Origin of the sequence: Delftia sp. DT-2 (assembly GCF_028401915.1) — a bacterium.
Taxonomy (GTDB): Bacteria; Pseudomonadota; Gammaproteobacteria; order Burkholderiales; family Burkholderiaceae_C; genus Comamonas; species Comamonas tsuruhatensis.
The window spans coordinates 336,984-354,506 of sequence record NZ_JAQOTI010000009.1 but is presented as its reverse complement, the minus strand read 5'-3'; the positions used below and the strand labels follow the sequence as shown (position 1 = coordinate 354,506).

Sequence of the window (17,523 nt, the reverse complement as noted above, 5' to 3'; positions counted from 1 at the left end):
GGACAGTGAAACGACTTTGCGCCGATGATAGTGCGGGTTCCCGTGTGAAAGTAGGTCATCGTCAGGCTCTTACAGCCCAAGAAACCCCGTAGCCCAAAGCTACGGGGTTTTTTGCATTGGGGTGCAGGAAACGGGGAAACAGGCTGAACCGCCAAAACGGACGGCTCAACGGAACATCCGAAAACGGACAACCCAAAAAAGAGAGCGCTGACGCGCTCTCTTTTTATTCCTGCCAGGCTTCTTCGTCGCACCCGGATGCAACATCCGGCGCAGTTTCCTGCGGACAATTCCGCTAGCATTGACGTTAACGTCAACGTCGCATTCCCATGGCCGCCGGCTGTGGATGCCGGCGGACTCTCCAGCCATGTCGACCACCTACACCATCAGCGATCTTGCCAAGGAGTTCGATCTCACGACCCGGGCCATCCGCTTCTATGAGGACATGGGCCTGCTTGAGCCCGAGCGTGCCGGGCCTGGCGGACGCAATCGCGTCTACAGCGCGCGTGATCGCACACGTCTTCGCCTGACCTTGCGGGCCAAGCGGCTGGGACTGTCTCTGAACGAAGCCAAGGAGATCATCGATCTCTACGACAGCCCCCGTGACACGGGCGTGCAACTGCGCAAATTCCTGGAGGTGCTGGCTGTGCACCGCCGCCAGCTCGAGGACCGCCTGGCCGATCTGCAGGCCAACCTGGCCGAGGTGCGAGAGCAGGAATCCGAGGCCCGCACTTTGTTGAAACACCTGGATGGGAAAAATGCTTCATAATTGACGTTTACGTAAACGTAATTTGTGAGGCTTGCCTTGACCGTGCCCCGCCTGGAACCTGCCAACAGCGACTTTGCCCGCCGTGTGCAAGACAGTTTTGCACGCCAGGGCGCGATGCACACCCTGGGCGCCGAGCTGTCCTTGCTGGAGCCCGGTGCCGTCGATGTCTGCCTGGACTGGGCGCCCGGGCTGACGCAGCAGCATGGCTTTTTGCATGCCGGCATGGTTTCCGCGGCGCTGGATTCCGCCTGCGGCTACGCAGGGCTGACCCTGATGCCGGCCGATGCTGCCGTGCTCACCATTGAATTCAAGATCAACTTGCTGGCCCCTGCCAAGGGCCAGCGCTTTCGCATGGAAGGCCGTGTGCTCAAGCCGGGCCGCACCATCACCGTGACCGAAGGGCGCGCCTACGCCATCGACGAAGGCCGCGAGAAACTGATTGCCACCATGGGCTGCACGCTGATGTGCGTGCAGGGCCGCGATCTGGCCGATTGAGCCGGGCGGCGTTCTTTCCCCCAATTTCCACAGGAGACATGAGATGAGCCTTTCCAACCTGCCGGGCCTGAACTTCCAACTGGGCGAGGACATCGATGCGCTGCGCGATGCCGTGCGCGAGTTCGCACAGGCCGAGATTGCACCGCGCGCCGGCGAGATCGACCGCGACGACCAGTTCCCCATGGACCTGTGGCGCAAGTTCGGCGACCTGGGCGTGCTGGGCATCACCGTGTCCGAGCAGTACGGCGGTGCCGACATGGGCTACCTGGCCCACATGGTGGCGATGGAGGAAATCTCGCGTGCCAGCGCATCGGTGGGCCTGTCCTACGGCGCGCACAGCAATCTTTGCGTGAACCAGATCAACCGCAACGGCAATGAAGCGCAAAAGGCGAAGTACCTGCCCAAGCTGATCAGCGGCGAGCATGTGGGCGCGCTGGCCATGAGCGAGCCCGGCGCCGGCTCGGACGTGATCAGCATGAAGCTCAAGGCCGAGGACAAGGGCGGCTACTTCCTGCTCAACGGCACCAAGATGTGGATCACCAATGGTCCCGATGCCGACACCCTGGTGGTCTACGCCAAGACCGAGCCCGAGCTGAACGCCCGCGGCGTGACTGCCTTCCTGATCGAGAAGGGCATGAAGGGCTTTTCCATTGCCCAGAAGCTGGACAAGCTGGGCATGCGTGGCAGCCACACGGGCGAGCTGGTGTTCGAGAACGTCGAGGTGCCGGCCGAGAACGTGCTGGGCGGCTTGAACAACGGCGCCAAGGTGCTGATGAGCGGCCTGGACTATGAGCGCGCCGTGCTGACGGGCGGGCCGCTGGGCATCATGCAGTCGGTGATGGACAACGTCGTGCCCTACATCCATGACCGCAAGCAGTTCGGCCAGAGCATCGGCGAGTTCCAGCTCATCCAGGGCAAGGTGGCGGACATGTACACCGTGCTGCAAGCGGGCCGCTCCTTTGCCTATACGGTCGCCAAAAACCTCGATCTGCTGGGAACCGAGCATGTTCGCCAAGTTCGCAAGGATTGCGCCAGCGTCATCCTGTGGTGCGCCGAGAAGGCGACATGGATGGCCGGCGAAGGCGTTCAAATCTATGGGGGTAATGGGTATATCAACGAATACCCACTGGGTCGCCTCTGGCGGGATGCGAAACTCTATGAGATCGGCGCCGGCACCAGCGAGATCCGTCGCATGCTGATCGGCCGCGAGCTGTTCGCAGAGACCTGCTGATCTTTCGCCTGCCTGCTGCGCCGTTCTTGAGTTTGACCCCAACAAAAGGATTATTTATGAGCACAACCTCCATCGAAGAGCTGTTTGTCCACAACCGCGAATGGGCCCAGCAGGTGGAGCGTGACCGGCCCGGTTTCTTCACTGGGCTGATGGCGCAGCAAAAACCCCGCTACATGTGGATCGGCTGTTCCGACAGCCGCGTGCCCGCGAACCAGATCACGGGCCTGGAGCCCGGCGAGGTGTTCGTGCACCGCAACGTGGCCAACGTGGTCGTGCCCAGCGACCTGAACTGCCTGTCCACCATCCAGTACGCGGTGGACCAGCTCAAGGTCGAACACCTGATGGTCGTCGGCCACTATGGCTGCGGCGGCGTGCTGGCGGCACTGGAGGATGTGCGCGTGGGCCTGGCCGACAACTGGATCCGCCACGTGAAGGACGTGCGCGACAAGCACCAGGCGCTGCTGGCCAGCCTGTCGCCGCAATGGCGCCATGACGCGCTGTGCGAGCTCAATGCCATCGAGCAAGTGATCAATGTGGCGCAGAGCACGGTGATGCAGGATGCCTGGGCGCGCGGCCAGAAGGTCACGCTGCACGGCTGGTGCTATGGCCTGAAGGACGGCCTGATCACCAATCTGCAGATGACCGTGCCCGGTGTCGGCGGCATCGCCAACATCCATGCCAAGGCTGTCGAGCTGGTCGCCAGCCGCCAGCGCGACTGAGCGGCCATGGCAGGCGGGACCCCGGGAGACTTCATGCCGATGCCTGCCCAGGACACCCTGCTTGCCTATGACATCGCGCGGGCGATGATGGATGGCTTCAACCGCCATTACCGCCTGTTCCGCGCCGAATCGGCCCGCGCCAAGCACCGCTTCGAGACGGCCGACTGGCTGGGCCAGCAGCGCGCGCAGCGCGAGCGCATCGAGTTCTACGACCTGCGCGTGCGCGAATGCGTGCGCCGGCTTGAAAAGGAATTTGCGGCCGGCGCCCAGCCCATGCCGGTATGGCAGCAGATCAAGCGCCACTACATCGGGCTCATGGTCAACCACCTGCAGCCGGAGCTGGCCGAGACCTTCTTCAACTCGGTCACCACCAAGATCCTGCACCGCACGCATTTCCACAACGACTTCATCTTCGTGCGGCCGGCCGTCAGTACGGAATACATAGAGAACCAGGAGCCGGCCGCACGCCCGGCCTACCTGGCCTTCTACCCCACGCGCGAGACACTGTCGCAGACGCTGCGTGAAGTCGTGGAGCAGTTCGCGCTGCAGCGCCCCTTTGAAGACCTGGAGCGCGACATCGCCCGCCTGGCCGAGCGCCTGGAGCCCCAGCTGCAGGCCATGCGCCTGTACGCCAACTTCCAGATCCAGGTGCTGTCCAGCCTGTTTTTCCGCAACAAGGGCGCCTACATCGTCGGCAAGATCATCAACGGCTTTGCCGAGCTGTCCTGGGCCGTGCCCATCCTGCATGGGGACAACGGCCGGCTGGTGCTGCATGCGGCCCTGTTCGGCGAGAAGGACCTGCACGGCCTCTTCAGCTTTGCGCGTGCCTACTTCATGGTCGACACCGACGTGCCCAGCGCCTACGTGCAGTTCCTGCGCAGCCTCATGCCGCGCAAGCCGCGCGCCGAGCTGTACAACGCCCTGGGCCTGGCCAAGCAGGGCAAGACGCTGTTCTACCGCGACTTCCTGCACCATCTGCGCCATTCGCGCGACCAGTTCCGCATCGCGCCCGGCATCAAGGGCATGGTCATGCTGGTGTTCGACCTGCCCAGCTTTCCCTATGTGTTCAAGCTCATCAAGGACCGGTTCGCCGCGCCCAAGGAGATCACCCGCGAGCAGGTCAAGGCCAAGTACCGCCTGGTCAAGCAGCACGACCGCGTGGGGCGCATGGCCGACACGCTGGAGTACAGCCTGGTGGCCTTCCCGCGCGAGCGCTTCTCGGAGGCGCTGATCGCCGAGATCCTGGAGCACGCGCCCAGCCAGGTCGAGATCAGCGACCGCGACGGCGATGGCCGGCAGGAGGTCATCATCTCCCACCTCTACATAGAGCGGCGCATGGTGCCGCTGAACCTGCTGCTGCAGGAGTGCTTCGATGACGGGCTGGACCTGCCGGGACCGCGGCAGCGGCTGGAGAGCGCCGTGATCGAATACGGAAATGCCATCAAGGACCTGGTGGCCGCCAACATCTTCCCGGGCGATATGCTGTGGAAGAACTTCGGCATCACGCGCGGCGGCAAGGTGGTGTTCTACGACTACGACGAGATCGAATACCTGACCGACTGCCATTTCCGCCAGGTGCCTGCGCCGCGCAACGAGGAAGACGAGCTCAGCGGCGAGGTCTGGTATCCCGTGGGCCCGCGCGATGTGTTCCCGGAAACCTTCGCGCCCTTTTTGCTGGGCAATCCGGCCGTGCGCGAAGTTTTCATGCGCCACCATGCCGACCTGCTCGATCCCGCCTTCTGGCAGCGGCACCAGCAGCGCATCCGCGAAGGCCACGTGCACGACGTCTATCCCTACGAGCGCAGCCGCTGGCTGGCCTGACCCGTTTGTTTTCCCCTCACCATCACCACATCCAGGAGATAAGCATGCAAGACCCCATCGTCATCGTCGGCGCAGCCCGCACCCCCATGGGCGCATTCCAGGGCGACTTCGCCGATCTCGCGGCCCACGATCTGGGCGGCGCCGCCATCAAGGCCGCCGTGCAGCGTGCCGGCGTGGCGCCGGAGAAGGTGGACGAAGTGCTGTTCGGCAACTGCCTGATGGCGGGCCAGGGACAGGCGCCTGCGCGCCAGGCAGGCTTCAAGGGTGGCCTGCCGCGCAGCACGGGCGCCGTGACCCTGTCCAAGATGTGCGGCGCCGGCATGGAGGCCACCATCCTGGCCCATGACCAGCTGGTGGCGGGCAGCCGCGATGTGGTGGTCTCCGGCGGCATGGAGAGCATGACCAATGCGCCCTACCTGCTCAAGAAGGGCCGTGGCGGCTACCGCATGGGCCACGACAAGGTCTATGACCACATGATGCTCGACGGTCTGGAGGACGCCTACGAGCCGGGCCGCTCCATGGGCACCTTCGGCGAGGACTGCGCCGCCAAATACCACTTCACGCGCGAGCAGCAGGATGCCTACGCCATCGAAAGCGTCAAGCGCGCCCAGGCCGCCACGGAAAGCGGCGCCTTCGCGGCCGAGATCACGCCCGTCACCGTCTCCACGCGCAAGGGCGATGTCACGGTCAGCATCGACGAAGGCCCGGCCAAGGCCAAGCTGGACAAGATCGCCAGCCTCAAGCCCGCCTTCAAGAAGGACGGCACGATCACGGCGGCATCGAGCTCCAGCATCAACGACGGCGCCGCCGCCCTGGTGCTGATGCGCGAGTCCACGGCCAAGGAGCTGGGCTGCAAGCCGCTGGCGCGCATCGTCGCCCATGCCACGCATGCCCAGGAGCCCGAATGGTTCACCACGGCCCCCGTGGGCGCCACGCAGAAGGCCCTCAAGAAGGCCGGCTGGACGGCGGCGGATGTGGACCTGTGGGAAGTCAACGAAGCCTTTGCCGTCGTGCCCATGGCCCTGATGGCCGAACTGGGCGTGCCGCGCGACAAGGTCAACGTCAACGGCGGCGCCTGCGCGCTGGGCCACCCCATCGGCGCCAGCGGTGCGCGCATCCTGGTCACGCTGCTGCACGCCCTGCAGGCGCGTGGCGGCAAGCGCGGCCTGGCCACGCTGTGCATAGGCGGCGGCGAGGGAACAGCCATGGCGATAGAAATGGTCACCCCCTGAGGCGCTGCGCGCCCTCCCCCTGAAAGGGGGACGACACCCTCGGTGCGGGGCGGCGCGGCCGGCGTAGGCCCTTCCTCGGTGTCTCTGATTTGCATTGCGCCAGTTTTATGGGCAGCGCCACAGACGTCCAGAGAGCTAGACTTGGATCGGCCGATCCGCTATTACTTTGACCTCTCGACCATGATCACCAGCGAAGAACAGTTGCGCAGCCTGTATGCCATGCCGGCCGAAAGGGCCTTGCTCAAGCAGCAGGTGGACCTGGACCGGCATTGCCTGCGCTTCATCGCGCTGTCGCCGCTGTGCATCGTGGCCACGGGGGGCGCGGCGGGCTCGCTGATGGATGCCTCGCCGCGCGGCGGAAAGCCGGGCTTCATCAAGGCGCCCGACAACCAGACGCTGCTGATCCCCGACTCGGGCGGCAACAACCGCCTGGACAGCTTCAGCAACCTGATCGCCGATCCGCGCATCGGCCTGCTGTTCATGGTGCCGGGCTTCGACGAGACGCTGCGCGTCAACGGCGTGGCCAGGCTGCGCGACGAGGCCCACTACACGGCGCTGTTCGCCAACGAAGGCTTCCGGCCCAAGATCGTTCTGGAGATCCAGGTGCAGGAGGCCTATCTGCACTGCGCCAAGGCCCTCATGCGCGCCCGGCTCTGGAAGCCCGAGTCCCAGGTGCCGCGCAACGTCATGCCGTCGGTGAACCAGATGGTCCACCAGCAGATCGGCCTGCCTGCGCCCACCGAGACGCAGGAGGCCATGGTCGAGCGCTACGAAAAGCAGATCGCGGGCGAGCAGGGCCGCTGACCGCATTCCATTTGAAAGGTCGAAAGACATGGCAGTCACTCTGGTGTTGGGAGCCTCGCGCGGGCTCGGTTTTGCCTTGGTAGAGGCCTATGCGGCCCAGGGCCGCAGCGTGGTCGCCACGGTGCGCAGCGAGGCCGATCGCGAGCGCGTCGAAGCCACGGGCGCCAAGGTGCTGCTGGTGGATGTGGCCGATCCGGCCAGCGTCAGCGGCCTGGCCTGGCAGCTCGATGGCGAGAAGATCGAGCTGGCGCTGTACGTGGCCGGAGTGTGGGATGCCCACAGCTCGGCCACGCCGCCCACGCGCGAGCAGTTCGACCGCGTCATGCACACCAATGTGCTGGGCGCCATGCAGGTGCTGCCCCAGGTGGCGCCGATGGTCGAGGCGGCGGGCGGCGTGTTCGGCCTGTTCTCCAGCGAGATGTCGCTGCTGGCCGGCGCCGAATCCGACGCCTGGCTCTACCGCGTCAGCAAGGCCGCGCTCAACATGGTCGTGGCCAGCGCCCAGCCGCAATGGCCGGGCGCCACCGTGGTCGCGCTGGACCCGGGCTGGGTGCAGACCGACATGGGCGGCGAGTCCGCCACCTTCACCGTGGAGCAAAGCGTGCAGGGTCTGATCCGCACCCTGGCCGGCGTCACGCCGGCTGATCGGGGCCGCATGCTGCGCCACGACGGGCAGCGCATCGCCTGGTAGCTGCGGCCGGGACAACGAACAACGAAACAAGAATCAGGAGACAAGACATGCTGCTCAACGCAGACCAGGAAATGATCCGTGACGCGGTGCGCGACTTCGTGCGCACCGAAATCACGCCCCATGCCGCACGCTGGGACAAGGAGCACCACTTTCCCAAGAACGTGCACCAGGGCCTGGCGGCGCTGGGTGCCTACGGCATCTGCGTGCCCGAGGAATACGGCGGCGCCGGCCTTGACTACCTGAGCCTGGCCCTGGTGCTGGAGGAAATCGCAGCCGGCGACGGCGGCACCAGCACGGTGATCAGCGTCACCAACTGCCCCGTCAACGCCATCCTCATGCGCTACGGCAGCGAGGCGCAAAAGCAGCAATGGCTGGCGCCGCTGGCGCGCGGCGAGATGCTGGGCGCCTTCTGCCTGACCGAGCCGCATGTGGGCTCGGACGCCTCGGCGCTGCGCACCACGGCCACCCGCGACGGCAACGACTACGTGATCAACGGCGTCAAGCAGTTCATCACCAGCGGCAAGAACGGCGACGTGGCCATCGTCATCGCCGTCACCGACAAGGCGGCCGGCAAGCGCGGCATGAGCGCCTTCATCGTGCCCACCTCCGCGCCCGGCTACCAGGTGCTGCGGCTGGAGGACAAGCTGGGCCAGCACAGCTCGGACACGGCCCAGATCCAGTTCGAGGGCTGCCGAATCCCCGCCGCCAACCTCATTGGCGCCGAGGGCGAGGGCTACAGGATCGCGCTGTCGGCGCTGGAGGGCGGGCGCATCGGCATTGCCGCGCAAAGCGTGGGCATGGCGCGTGCGGCCTTCGATTGCGCGCTGCAGTACTCCAAGGAGCGCGAGAGCTTCGGCCAGCCCATCTTCAACCACCAGGCCGTGGGCTTTCGCCTGGCCGACTGCGCCACGCAGATCGAGGCTGCGCGCCAGCTGATCTGGCATGCGGCCAGCCTGCGCGATGCCGGCCTGCCCTGCCTGAAGGAAGCGGCCATGGCCAAGCTGTTCGCCAGCGAAATGGCCGAGCGCGTGTGCAGCGCAGCCATCCAGACCCTGGGCGGCTATGGCGTGGTCAACGATTTTCCCGTCGAGCGCATCTACCGCGACGTGCGCGTGTGCCAGATCTACGAGGGAACGAGCGACGTGCAGAAAATTCTCATCCAGCGCGCCCTGGCCTGAGGCCCCTCACTATGCTGCGGGTCGGGCCGGATGGCCCCGGCACCCGCAGGGCTTAGCATGGAGCGTCGCCGGGACGGCGCCCGGGAGAGGCGGGCACCGGACTCCGGCAGGTTTGTGACCACCTTCGCAGGAGATCCCGACATGCCCATTGCTTCCGTCAACGGCCAGAACCTTTACTACGAGGACACGGGCGGGCGCGGCCCGGTCCTGGTGTTTTCGCATGGACTGCTCATGGACCACACCATGTTCGCTCCCCAGGTCCAGGCGCTGCAGGATCGCTATCGCTGCATCAGCTGGGACGAGCGTGGCCATGGCCAGACGGCGGACCCCGCGCATTGCGCTCCCTTCGACTACTACGACTCGGCCGACGACCTGGCCGCCCTGCTGGCGCACCTGGGCGTGGAGCGCGCGGTGCTGGTGGGCATGTCGCAGGGCGGCTATCTGTCGCTGCGCTGTGCGCTCATCCACCCCGAGGTCGTGCGTGCGCTGGTGCTGATCGACACCCAGGCCATGCTGGAAGACCCCGAGCAGATGCCCCACCACGAGGCGTTGCTGAGGGCCTGGATGGAGCATGGCCTCAGCGACGACATGGCGGCCACGGTGGAGCGCACCATCCTGGGCCAGGGCTGGAGCGGCGCGGCCGCCTGGCGCGCCAAATGGAAAAAGGCCACGCCCATCAACCTGGGGCAGAGCTTTCTGGCGCTGGCCCAGCGCGATGACATCAGCCCGCGACTGCCCGACATCCATGTACCGGCACTGGTCATCCATGGCACGGACGACATCGCCATCACGCTCGACCGTGCACGCGCCATGGCCAAGGCCTTGCCCAGGGCGCAGTGGGTGGAGGTGCCGGGGGCCGGCCATGCGGCCAACCTCACGCATCCGCAGCCCGTGAACCTGGCCATCGAGCGCTTCCTGGAGCAGCTCGACTAGGCTCAGACCGGCGGATCGCCATCGTTCTCGCTGTCGCGGCGGCGCAGGACGACGGTGATGCTGCCGTCGGTCTCCAGCGTGGCGCGCTCCACCTCTCTGAGGTGCAGGCAGCCGCCCGCACGCAGCGCGGCCTCGATATCGTCGCGCGTGATGCGTTCCTCGCGCATCAGATCCTTGTTCAGGTGGCCGTCCGTGATCAGGGCCTGGGCCTTGCCGTCGATGAGCCGCTCCAGCGCGGGAAAACGGAAAGTCAGCCAGGACAGCAGCAGATGGCACAGGATCAGCGTGGAGGCCGAGATCATGCCGCCGATCAGCGAGTTGTCCCCGGCATTCATGGAGTTCTGAACGGCATTCGACAGGATGAGCAGCAGCACCAGGTCAAAGGGCGCGTACTGCCCCGTCTGGCGCCGCCCCGTCAGCCGAAGGAACACCAGCAAAAACAGGTAGACGGCCACGCCGCGCACCACGAACTCCCACCACGGGACCGACATTGAAAACATGGGCTCTCCTTACAGGCCCGAGGGCCCGCGGTCAGTATCATGGCCCGCCTGTCCTCCATCAAGAACCCGGTCGCAGCAAGGCGGCCGTGACTGACATGCATTCCTGCTCCCGCGCCGTCCTCCCCCAAGTTCCGCAAGTTCCGCAGGGCCAGCCGCTATGAGCGCTGCCGCCACCTCCCCGGCCTGTCCCTGCGGCCAGCACGATGCCAAGGGCCGTCCCCTGGCCTTCGATGCCTGCTGCGGCCGCTACCTGGACCATTTCGATGACTGCCCCGCGCCCGATGCCCAGGCGTTGATGCGCTCGCGCTACAGCGCCTTCGTGCGCGAGGACGCCGCCTATCTGCTGGCTACCTGGCACGCCAGCCAGCGGCCTGCCACGCTGGACTTCGAGCCTTCGGCACGCTGGCTGGGGCTGGCGGTCAAGGACTTCCGTAGCACCGGCGAGGACAGTGCCGAGGTGGAATTCGTCGCGCGCTACCGCGTGGGCGGCCGCGCCGTGCGCCTGCATGAGCGCAGCCGTTTCGTGCGCGAAGGCGGGCGCTGGTTCTACGTGGATGGCGACCAGTTCTGAACACGACGGCGGCCCTGCGGAGCCGCTGTGGAAGCTGCAGCAGCGCCAGCGGCTGCTGCTGTCCATCGCATCGCGGGGCTCGTCCGAGGCGGCGGCCCTCATCATCCCCGGCATCGTGGTCTGGCTGCAGCGGCACGAAACGGGTGCCTTCCAGGCGCCGCTGCTGCTGTGGTGGCTGGGCATGGCGCTCATGGCCTGCGTCTTCGTTGGTTTGCGGCGCCAGTTGCGTCGGGACCTGGGCGCTGCCGTGCCCTCGGCCGAGTTGCCAACGCGGCTGCAGCGCTGGGAGCGCGTGATGGGCCGCATGGCCTTGCTCAACGCCGGTTCCTGGGCGCTGGCCATACCGCTGACCCATGGCAGCGGCCATGAATTCCGGCTTTTCATCTACCTGGTGCTGTGCGGCGTCGTGGCCTCGGCCGCCACCTTCCTGGCGCCGGCGGCTGCCGTGTTCAAGCGCTTCTTCGGCGTGCTGTACGGCGCCATGCTGCTGGCCGTGGTCTGGTACTTCCCGAACAGGGGCCTGTACCTGCTGCCTCTGCTCATGCTGTATGGCGCCACCATCGCGCGCCATGCCTGGGGGGCGCGCCAGCTCATGCAGCAGCAATGGGTGCAGGAGCGTGACCGCCAACTGCTGGCCGAGCGCTACCTGGCGGCCAAGGAGCAGGCCGAACAGGCGCTGGAGGCCAAGAGCCGCTTCCTGTCGGCCGCCAGCCATGACCTGCGCCAGCCCCTGCATGCCCTGGGCCTGCTGGTGGAGACCGCCCGCCAGCGCAATGCCGACGGCGCGCTGGCAGGCGTGCTTGACGATGCCCAGGCCTGTGCCCAGTCGCTGGGCACCATGTGCAACGACCTGCTGGACCTGTCGCGGCTGGAGAACGGCACCTGGGAGCTGCGCGCCCAGGTGATGGACCTGCGCATTCTGCTGGGCGATGCCACGCGCCTGTTCGCGGCCGAGGCCCGCCAGCGCGGGCTGGTGCTGCGCTGGCGCGTGGCGCGCGGCATGGATAGCCTGGTGCGTGCCGACGAGGCCCTGCTGCGCCAGATGGTGTTCAACCTGCTGCACAACGCCCTGCGCTACACCCAGCGCGGCGGCGTGCTGCTGGCCGCCCGCGTGCACGGCGGGGGCTGGCGCATCGAGGTCTGGGACACGGGCCTGGGCATTGCGGCCGAAGACCGGCCCCATGTCTTCGCACCGCACTTTCGCGCGCGTTCCGGCCAGGCGGCCCGGCGCGCGGCCCAGCCTGGGGCCGAGCACCTGCCCGGCGTGAGCAGCCAGGGCCTGGGCCTGGCCGTCGTGGCCGCAGCGGCGCGCCGCATGGGCGTGGAGCATGGTCTGCTGTCCACGCCGGGACGGGGTTCGTGCTTCTGGCTGCAGCTGTCGCCCAGCCTGAACGTGCAAGCGGACCTGCCTCTGGGGCACGCGCAGGCGCAGGCAGGGGCAGGGGCCGAGGCTGCCGCGAATCCGCCAGGCCGCCCCCTGCTGCAGGGCAGGTGCTGGGTGGTCGATGACGATGTGCAGGTGGCACAGGCCCTGGCCGGCCTGCTGCGCGGCTGGGGGCTGACCGTGGACGTGGCGGCTGCGGGCCGCGAGGCGCAGGCCTGGCTGGCGGCGGGGCAGCATCCCGATTTCGTGCTGTGCGACCACCAGCTGGCCCAGGGCGAGAACGGCTTTGCGCTGCTGCAGAACGTGCTGGCGCAATCGCCGCAGGCGGCGGGCGCCCTGCTCAGCGGCGACCCTTCCGCTGCGCTGGAGCAGCAGGCGCAGGAACTGGGCTATCTGCTGCTGCGCAAGCCCGTGGATCCGCTGGCGCTGCGGGCCCTGCTTCAGCGCAGGCTGGCCGTGGCCGGCGCCTGAACCGTATCGGTCGGCGGTACGGAGGGCGGCAGCTCCAGCGCAATGCCCTGCATGCGCGTGATGGCGTCGATGCGGCTGTGCACGCCCAGGCGCTGCAGGGCGCCTGCCACATGCTCCTTGACTGTGTGCGGCGACAGGTGCAGCAACCGGGCAATGCTGGGATTGGGCAGGCCGCGCAGCACCAGGTCCAGCACCTGGGCCTGGCGCGGGGTGAGGCCCAGCTCGGCCGCCGTCATGCGGATGGCATGGGCGCCGCCCGGCGGCTGCGGCGCCAGCGGGGCGGCGGGGAACCAGGTCTCGCCGCGCAGCAGGGCCGCCACGGCCTGCTCCAGCACCTGCGGCGGCTGCGACTTGAGCACAAAGCCATGGGCCCCGGCCGCGCGTGCCTTCAGGGCAATCGCGCCATGCGTGTCGCCGCTGGTCATGAGCACGCGGCAGGCGGGCGCCAGCGTGCGGATTTCGCGCACCACGTCCGTGCCTGCGCTGGCACCCAGCCAGAAATCCACGATGGCCAGATGTGGCGATCCCCTGCCGGCCATGCACTGCAGGCCTTCGCCCGCATCGGCCACGGCATGGACTTCGGACAGGCCGAATTGTTTCAGGAACTCGGACACGCCCATGGCCGTCAGCGGGTGGTCGTCGATCACCAGGGCATAGCGCCCCGATTGGAGACAGGAGGAATCGGTCAGGAGGGAATGGCTGTGCATGGTCCGCGCGAAGGCATGTCGAAAGGGCTGGAGCGCCAGGGCGCGCCCGGATACACCTTGCGCACATCGTAACGATTACCCCCCGGCCGGGGGGTGACCGGATGTCGGCCAACTCCCCAAAATCGCCGCCGATGCCCTGAGATTCCGCATGGAACGGGCATGTATTCAACGAGAAGGGGAGATAGTCATGAAGATGGTACAGCTCACGCGCCGCAGCGCGGCATTGATGCTTCTGGGAGCCCTGGCCGCCTGTGGCGGCGGCGGCGGTGGTGGATCGGGAGAGCCGGGCGGCGGAGATCCCGGCAATGGCGGAAATCCTGGCAACCCCGGTACGCCCGGCAACCCCGGCGGCACGCCCACGCCGGTGACCGGCCAGTACCGCATGGAGACCGGTGCGGAGAACTTCGACGCGGCCCTGTCCGCCATGAACGCGCTGGGGGCGCAGGGCTATGCCTTCACCTACAGCCTGGCCTCGGGCGGTACCGCCTTCCCCGTTCCCATCGGTGACTTCTACGTCACCGACACGGCCCACACCGGCACGCGCCTGGACTACCGCATGGTGCCCGATGTGGCGGGCGTCTCGGCCCTGGTGGCCCAGCTCAACGCACAGGGTGCGCAAGGCTACCTGTACAAGTCCGGCATGGCGTTCCCCAGCAGCACGCAGGACCTGCGCAACCTCTATGTGCGCAGCAGCAGCGCCGCAGCCACCTACAGCTACGAGACGCGCCCCGCCGTGGGTGCGCTGGACACGTCGGGCTTCACGCAGCAACTGGCCGAGATGAGCGGCCGGGGTTTCCGCTACATGGGCCCGCTGATCTCGGGCAACGAGATGTTCAACCTCTACGTCAAGGACTCCAAGGCGCCGGCCTTCGAGTACGCGGTGTTCGCATTGGCCGCGCCCTTCGGCATGGCCAACGGCACGGCGCTGAAGCAGCGCCTGGACGAGATGGGGGCCAAGGGCCACCTGCTGCGCGGCGCCCTGGTGCTGCGGGGCAATACCGAAGGCGTGCAGCTGTACGAAAAGAGCGGCGACCAGCAGGGCGCCATCGAGTACCGCCTCGAATCCGTGTCCAACAACGCCAGCCTCGCGCAGCGCCTGGAGCAGTTCAACCGCAATGCGGCCGAAGGCTTCTTCGCCTTCGGCGACGTGGTCACCGACGATGGCCGGTTCCATTCCATCTCGGTGCGCAATGTCCGCCGCATGGTGCATCCGCTGGCCGGTGCCTCCTTCCCCTGAGCAGGGCACAGGCATGCGCGGCCGGCGCATAATCCGGCCATTTTCCGCAGCAAGGGCGCCCCAGGGCGCCCTTGCTCAGTTTGTTTCGAGAATCCATCCATGACTGCTTTCGAGGCCGTGCTCTTCGACTGTGACGGCGTGCTCGTCGACAGTGAATCCATCACCAACCGCGTGCTGTGCACCATGCTCAATGAATCGGGCTGGCCCATCAGCACCGAGGAATGCCTGCGCGAATTCATCGGCAAGACCGTGCGCAGCCAGGCCGCGCTGATCGAGGCGCGCACCGGCAAGCCGCTGACCGACGCATGGATGGCCGCCTTCTACGAGCGCCGCAACGCCGCGCTGCGCGCCGAGCTGGTGGCCATTGACGGCGCGCTGTCCGCCGTCAGCCAATCCCATGCGCTGTGCGCTGGCCGCATCGCCTGCGCCTCGGGCGCGGACCGCGCCAAGGTGGAGATGCAGCTGGCCCAGGTCGGCATGGCCCCGTATTTCGAGGGCCGCGTCTTCAGCGGCCATGAGCTGCCGCGCAGCAAGCCCTTTCCCGATGTGTACCTGGCAGCCGCCGCCGCACTGGGCGTGGAGCCGGCGCGCTGCCTGGTCATCGAGGACACGGTGACCGGCGTCACCGCCGGCGTGGCCGCAGGCGCCACGGTCTGGGGCTACTTCCCGGCCGACCAGGGCCACGCATCGGCCGAGCAACTGCTCGAGGCCGGCGCCAGCTGCGTATTCGGCGACATGGGCGAGCTGCCGGCCATGCTGCGCGCCATCGGGCAGGCCAGCGCCAGCGCTTGAGCCTGAGCCTGAGCCTGAGCCTGAGCCTGAGCCTGAGCCGGCCCTAGCGCAGCTGCGGCGAAGGCGTCTCGTCCACGGCCTGCGCACGCGCTGCCTGCTGCTCGGCCTGCAGCGCCCGCTGGAAGGCGGGCCGCTGCTGCAGGCGCTGCCAGTAGGCCTGGGTGGCAGGCCCCCATTGCGGCTCCATCTCCAGGTGCGCCGACAGCATCAGCGCATAGCCCACGGCCACGTCGGCAGCGGTGAAGCGGTCTGCCGCGAGCCAGTGGCGCTGTTCCACGGCCTGCTCCACCGCGCGCAGCCGCGCAAGGAACCAGCGCTGGTAGTCCTGGGCCACCTGGGGCTGGCGCCGTTCGGCTGGCTCGAAGTGGGTGTAGCGCAGCACCAGGGTCTGCGGGAAGGTCAGCGTGGCATCGCTCATGTGCAGCCAGTTGAGGTAGGCGGCGAAGTCTGCCTCCTGCGGCTGCACGGACAGGCCCGCCCCGGGGTGCAGGGCGGCCAGGTATTCGCAGATGGCGGCTGACTCGGTCAGCCTGGCCTCGCCGTGGCGTAGCAGCGGCACCGTGCCCAGCGGGTTGAGTTCCAGGTAGCTGCGCTGCAGCACGCGCGGCGGAAACGGCAGCATGTGCAGCGTGTAGGGAAGCTGCAGTTCTTCGAGCATCCACAGCGCGCGGAAGGAGCGCGCGCTGACGCAGTGGTGGAGATGGTGCATGCGCAAAGCCTAGGCCAGATGCGCGGACGGCGGCAGTCGCGCAGGATGCAAATCGCGCCAGGATGCGCGCGGCCCTCACTCGGGCCGGGCTCGCGCGCTCTTGCGGAATTCGGAGGGTGACAGCCCCGTCCACAGCCGGAAGGCGCGGATGAAGCTCTTGTCGTTGAGAAACCCGCAGGACTGGGCGATGCGCTTGATGGGCCGGCTGGTGCGCAGCAGCAGGGCCACGGCACGCTCGCGCCGCACCTCGTCCTTGAGCGCCTGCAGCGAGGCGCCTTCTTCCTTGAGCTGGCGGTGCAGGCTGCGCTGGGACAGGTGCAGCTGGCGCGCCAGCGTGTCGGCCGTCTGCAGGCATTCGGCGTCGGCCGCCAGCAGCTGGCGCACGCGCTGCACCAGCTGGCGCTCGCGCCGGTAGGGGCGCACCTGCAGCGGCAGGGCGCGCTGCAGCATGCGCTGCAGCGCGGGCTCGTCGCGCGTCAGCGGCATATCCAGAAAACGCGCGTCGAACTGGAGGCAGGCCCGGGCCGCGCCAAACTCCACCTCGCCCGGCGGGAACAGCAGCGCATACACGCCCGCATGCGGCGGGGGTTCGAAGGGAAAGCAGGCACGCCGCAGCGGCAGCGGCTCGTCGATGAACCAGCTGGCCAGGCCGTGGATATTGCGCAGCACCGACAGCAGGCAGAACTCGCGCATGGCGCCCAGCGTGGACAGCTCCTCGATGGCCAGCGTGGCCAAGCCGTCTTCCTGCGTGAGCGTGAGGCGGATGTCGTCGGCCAGCAGGCCATGGTGGCGGCACCAGCGCGCCAGTGCCAGGCCCAGCTGCTCGCTGCCCATGCTGGCGCGCGCCAGCATGCCGTAGCTGCCCCAGGGCAGGCGCCGGGAGAACCAGCCCAGGGCCTCGTCGTCGAGTTCGCGCATGGCGGCATCGGACAGTGCCTCCATCTGCAGCGCCGTGATGCACTCGTTGCGCTCTTTGACGGAGTCTGGCGCAATTTGTGCCTTCTCCAGGGCGGACAGGGCGCTGATGCCCCGGCGTTCGTAGGCCAGCATAATGGCCTGCACAAAGGCCATGGGCGTGACTGCAGGGTGTGCGGAGGCCATGGTGGCGGCCGCCTGGGGCAGGGGGGGCTTGACCAGCGAGGGGGTGAACATGCTGGCAATTATTGCAACCTTCGTGGCCTGTTCTGCTCGGGGTTGGCCCTTATGCTGCCACGCAATAGCTGCCGTGACGGGGCAGGCCACTGCATTTGCCCGTCCCAGGCGCCGCCGACGACACAGGAGA

The 17,523-nt window shown here is 67.5% G+C and carries 18 protein-coding genes; 14 read left to right on the top strand and 4 right to left on the bottom strand.

The features are described from left to right. Nucleotides 1–364: 364 nt before the first annotated feature. The 10 genes from PO605_RS18595 (at nucleotide 365) to PO605_RS18550 (ending at nucleotide 9,870) form a co-directional block, all read left to right on the top strand. Nucleotides 365–766: a MerR family transcriptional regulator gene (locus PO605_RS18595; RefSeq protein WP_013800379.1), complete on the top strand. Its 402-nt coding sequence runs from the start codon at nucleotides 365–367 to the stop codon at nucleotides 764–766. Nucleotides 767–802: 36 nt separating this feature from the next. Beyond that, nucleotides 803–1,261, top strand: a complete 459-nt coding sequence (locus PO605_RS18590; RefSeq protein ID WP_047475060.1) for a PaaI family thioesterase — start codon at nucleotides 803–805, stop codon at nucleotides 1,259–1,261. Nucleotides 1,262–1,304: 43 nt separating this feature from the next. Continuing rightward, nucleotides 1,305–2,492 (top strand): isovaleryl-CoA dehydrogenase, encoded by a 1,188-nt coding sequence (locus PO605_RS18585; protein ID WP_013800381.1) that lies wholly within the window; start codon nucleotides 1,305–1,307, stop codon nucleotides 2,490–2,492. A gap of 56 nt (nucleotides 2,493–2,548) precedes the next feature. After that, nucleotides 2,549–3,211, top strand: coding sequence for a carbonate dehydratase (gene can, locus PO605_RS18580; RefSeq protein ID WP_047475062.1), 663 nt, complete (start codon nucleotides 2,549–2,551; stop codon nucleotides 3,209–3,211). A gap of 33 nt (nucleotides 3,212–3,244) precedes the next feature. Then, nucleotides 3,245–5,032: a bifunctional isocitrate dehydrogenase kinase/phosphatase gene (aceK, locus tag PO605_RS18575; protein ID WP_047475064.1), complete on the top strand. Its 1,788-nt coding sequence runs from the start codon at nucleotides 3,245–3,247 to the stop codon at nucleotides 5,030–5,032. Between the two features lie 44 nt (nucleotides 5,033–5,076). After that, a complete protein-coding gene (locus PO605_RS18570) occupies nucleotides 5,077–6,264 on the top strand; it encodes an acetyl-CoA C-acyltransferase (protein ID WP_016450017.1) in 1,188 nt (395 codons plus the stop codon). A gap of 180 nt (nucleotides 6,265–6,444) precedes the next feature. Then, complete coding sequence (locus PO605_RS18565; protein WP_016450018.1) at nucleotides 6,445–7,068, top strand: pyridoxamine 5'-phosphate oxidase family protein; 624 nt, start codon at nucleotides 6,445–6,447, stop codon at nucleotides 7,066–7,068. Nucleotides 7,069–7,096: 28 nt separating this feature from the next. Further along, nucleotides 7,097–7,759 carry an SDR family oxidoreductase gene (locus tag PO605_RS18560; protein ID WP_047475066.1) on the top strand — a complete coding sequence of 221 codons (663 nt, stop codon included), beginning with the start codon at nucleotides 7,097–7,099 and terminating at the stop codon, nucleotides 7,757–7,759. A gap of 47 nt (nucleotides 7,760–7,806) precedes the next feature. After that, entirely contained in the window at nucleotides 7,807–8,937 is a 1,131-nt protein-coding gene (locus tag PO605_RS18555) for an acyl-CoA dehydrogenase family protein (RefSeq protein ID WP_047475068.1), read from the top strand. A 141-nt stretch (nucleotides 8,938–9,078) separates the two neighbouring features. Then, nucleotides 9,079–9,870: an alpha/beta fold hydrolase gene (locus tag PO605_RS18550; protein ID WP_016452796.1), complete on the top strand. Its 792-nt coding sequence runs from the start codon at nucleotides 9,079–9,081 to the stop codon at nucleotides 9,868–9,870. Between the two features lie 2 nt (nucleotides 9,871–9,872). Here PO605_RS18550 and PO605_RS18545 read toward each other — a convergent pair whose 3' ends face one another. After that, complete coding sequence (locus PO605_RS18545) at nucleotides 9,873–10,370, bottom strand: DUF421 domain-containing protein (RefSeq protein ID WP_016450022.1); 498 nt, start codon at nucleotides 10,368–10,370, stop codon at nucleotides 9,873–9,875. 157 nt (nucleotides 10,371–10,527) lie between these two features. Here PO605_RS18545 and PO605_RS18540 point away from each other — a divergent pair, with 157 nt between their 5' ends. Both PO605_RS18540 and PO605_RS18535 read left to right on the top strand, forming a co-directional pair. Then, entirely contained in the window at nucleotides 10,528–10,941 is a 414-nt protein-coding gene (locus tag PO605_RS18540; protein ID WP_047475070.1) for a YchJ family protein, read from the top strand. After that, nucleotides 10,925–12,796, top strand: a complete 1,872-nt coding sequence (locus PO605_RS18535; RefSeq protein ID WP_272206726.1) for an ATP-binding response regulator — start codon at nucleotides 10,925–10,927, stop codon at nucleotides 12,794–12,796. Before PO605_RS18540 ends, PO605_RS18535 begins: the two co-directional genes overlap by 17 nt. Here the strand turns inward: PO605_RS18535 and PO605_RS18530 are convergent. Beyond that, on the bottom strand, nucleotides 12,766–13,503 hold the full coding sequence (locus tag PO605_RS18530) for a response regulator (RefSeq protein ID WP_154833333.1): 738 nt from the start codon (nucleotides 13,501–13,503) through the stop codon (nucleotides 12,766–12,768). The two genes, PO605_RS18535 and PO605_RS18530, sit on opposite strands and share 31 nt — an antisense overlap. A gap of 187 nt (nucleotides 13,504–13,690) precedes the next feature. On the opposite strand from PO605_RS18530, the gene PO605_RS18525 reads away from it, so the two are divergent. Next, nucleotides 13,691–14,740 (top strand): hypothetical protein, encoded by a 1,050-nt coding sequence (locus PO605_RS18525; RefSeq protein WP_047468912.1) that lies wholly within the window; start codon nucleotides 13,691–13,693, stop codon nucleotides 14,738–14,740. 99 nt (nucleotides 14,741–14,839) lie between these two features. Further along, nucleotides 14,840–15,532: an HAD family hydrolase gene (locus PO605_RS18520; RefSeq protein ID WP_016450027.1), complete on the top strand. Its 693-nt coding sequence runs from the start codon at nucleotides 14,840–14,842 to the stop codon at nucleotides 15,530–15,532. A gap of 43 nt (nucleotides 15,533–15,575) precedes the next feature. On the opposite strand, the gene PO605_RS18515 is transcribed toward PO605_RS18520, so the two are convergent. Together PO605_RS18515 and PO605_RS18510 are read right to left on the bottom strand one after the other, a co-directional pair. Then, nucleotides 15,576–16,241 carry a glutathione S-transferase family protein gene (locus PO605_RS18515; protein ID WP_016452790.1) on the bottom strand — a complete coding sequence of 222 codons (666 nt, stop codon included), beginning with the start codon at nucleotides 16,239–16,241 and terminating at the stop codon, nucleotides 15,576–15,578. A gap of 75 nt (nucleotides 16,242–16,316) precedes the next feature. Beyond that, nucleotides 16,317–17,393: an AraC family transcriptional regulator gene (locus tag PO605_RS18510; protein ID WP_272206725.1), complete on the bottom strand. Its 1,077-nt coding sequence runs from the start codon at nucleotides 17,391–17,393 to the stop codon at nucleotides 16,317–16,319. Nucleotides 17,394–17,523 lie beyond the last annotated feature (130 nt).

Bases quoted from the DNA above. Each gene is read 5' to 3' on its own strand.
- aceK (WP_047475064.1), top strand. From the start codon at position 3,245: ATGCCGATGCCTGCCCAGGACACCCTGCTTGCCTATGACATCGCGCGG.
- PO605_RS18545 (WP_016450022.1), bottom strand. From the start codon at position 10,370: ATGTTTTCAATGTCGGTCCCGTGGTGGGAGTTCGTGGTGCGCGGCGTG.
- PO605_RS18510 (WP_272206725.1), bottom strand. From the start codon at position 17,393: ATGTTCACCCCCTCGCTGGTCAAGCCCCCCCTGCCCCAGGCGGCCGCC.
- PO605_RS18570 (WP_016450017.1), top strand. From the start codon at position 5,077: ATGCAAGACCCCATCGTCATCGTCGGCGCAGCCCGCACCCCCATGGGC.
- PO605_RS18555 (WP_047475068.1), top strand. From the start codon at position 7,807: ATGCTGCTCAACGCAGACCAGGAAATGATCCGTGACGCGGTGCGCGAC.
- can (WP_047475062.1), top strand. From the start codon at position 2,549: ATGAGCACAACCTCCATCGAAGAGCTGTTTGTCCACAACCGCGAATGG.
- PO605_RS18585 (WP_013800381.1), top strand. From the start codon at position 1,305: ATGAGCCTTTCCAACCTGCCGGGCCTGAACTTCCAACTGGGCGAGGAC.
- PO605_RS18550 (WP_016452796.1), top strand. From the start codon at position 9,079: ATGCCCATTGCTTCCGTCAACGGCCAGAACCTTTACTACGAGGACACG.
- PO605_RS18535 (WP_272206726.1), top strand. From the start codon at position 10,925: ATGGCGACCAGTTCTGAACACGACGGCGGCCCTGCGGAGCCGCTGTGG.
- PO605_RS18520 (WP_016450027.1), top strand. From the start codon at position 14,840: ATGACTGCTTTCGAGGCCGTGCTCTTCGACTGTGACGGCGTGCTCGTC.
- PO605_RS18525 (WP_047468912.1), top strand. From the start codon at position 13,691: ATGAAGATGGTACAGCTCACGCGCCGCAGCGCGGCATTGATGCTTCTG.
- PO605_RS18560 (WP_047475066.1), top strand. From the start codon at position 7,097: ATGGCAGTCACTCTGGTGTTGGGAGCCTCGCGCGGGCTCGGTTTTGCC.
- PO605_RS18530 (WP_154833333.1), bottom strand. From the start codon at position 13,503: ATGCACAGCCATTCCCTCCTGACCGATTCCTCCTGTCTCCAATCGGGG.
- PO605_RS18565 (WP_016450018.1), top strand. From the start codon at position 6,445: ATGATCACCAGCGAAGAACAGTTGCGCAGCCTGTATGCCATGCCGGCC.
- PO605_RS18595 (WP_013800379.1), top strand. From the start codon at position 365: ATGTCGACCACCTACACCATCAGCGATCTTGCCAAGGAGTTCGATCTC.
- PO605_RS18515 (WP_016452790.1), bottom strand. From the start codon at position 16,241: ATGCACCATCTCCACCACTGCGTCAGCGCGCGCTCCTTCCGCGCGCTG.
- PO605_RS18540 (WP_047475070.1), top strand. From the start codon at position 10,528: ATGAGCGCTGCCGCCACCTCCCCGGCCTGTCCCTGCGGCCAGCACGAT.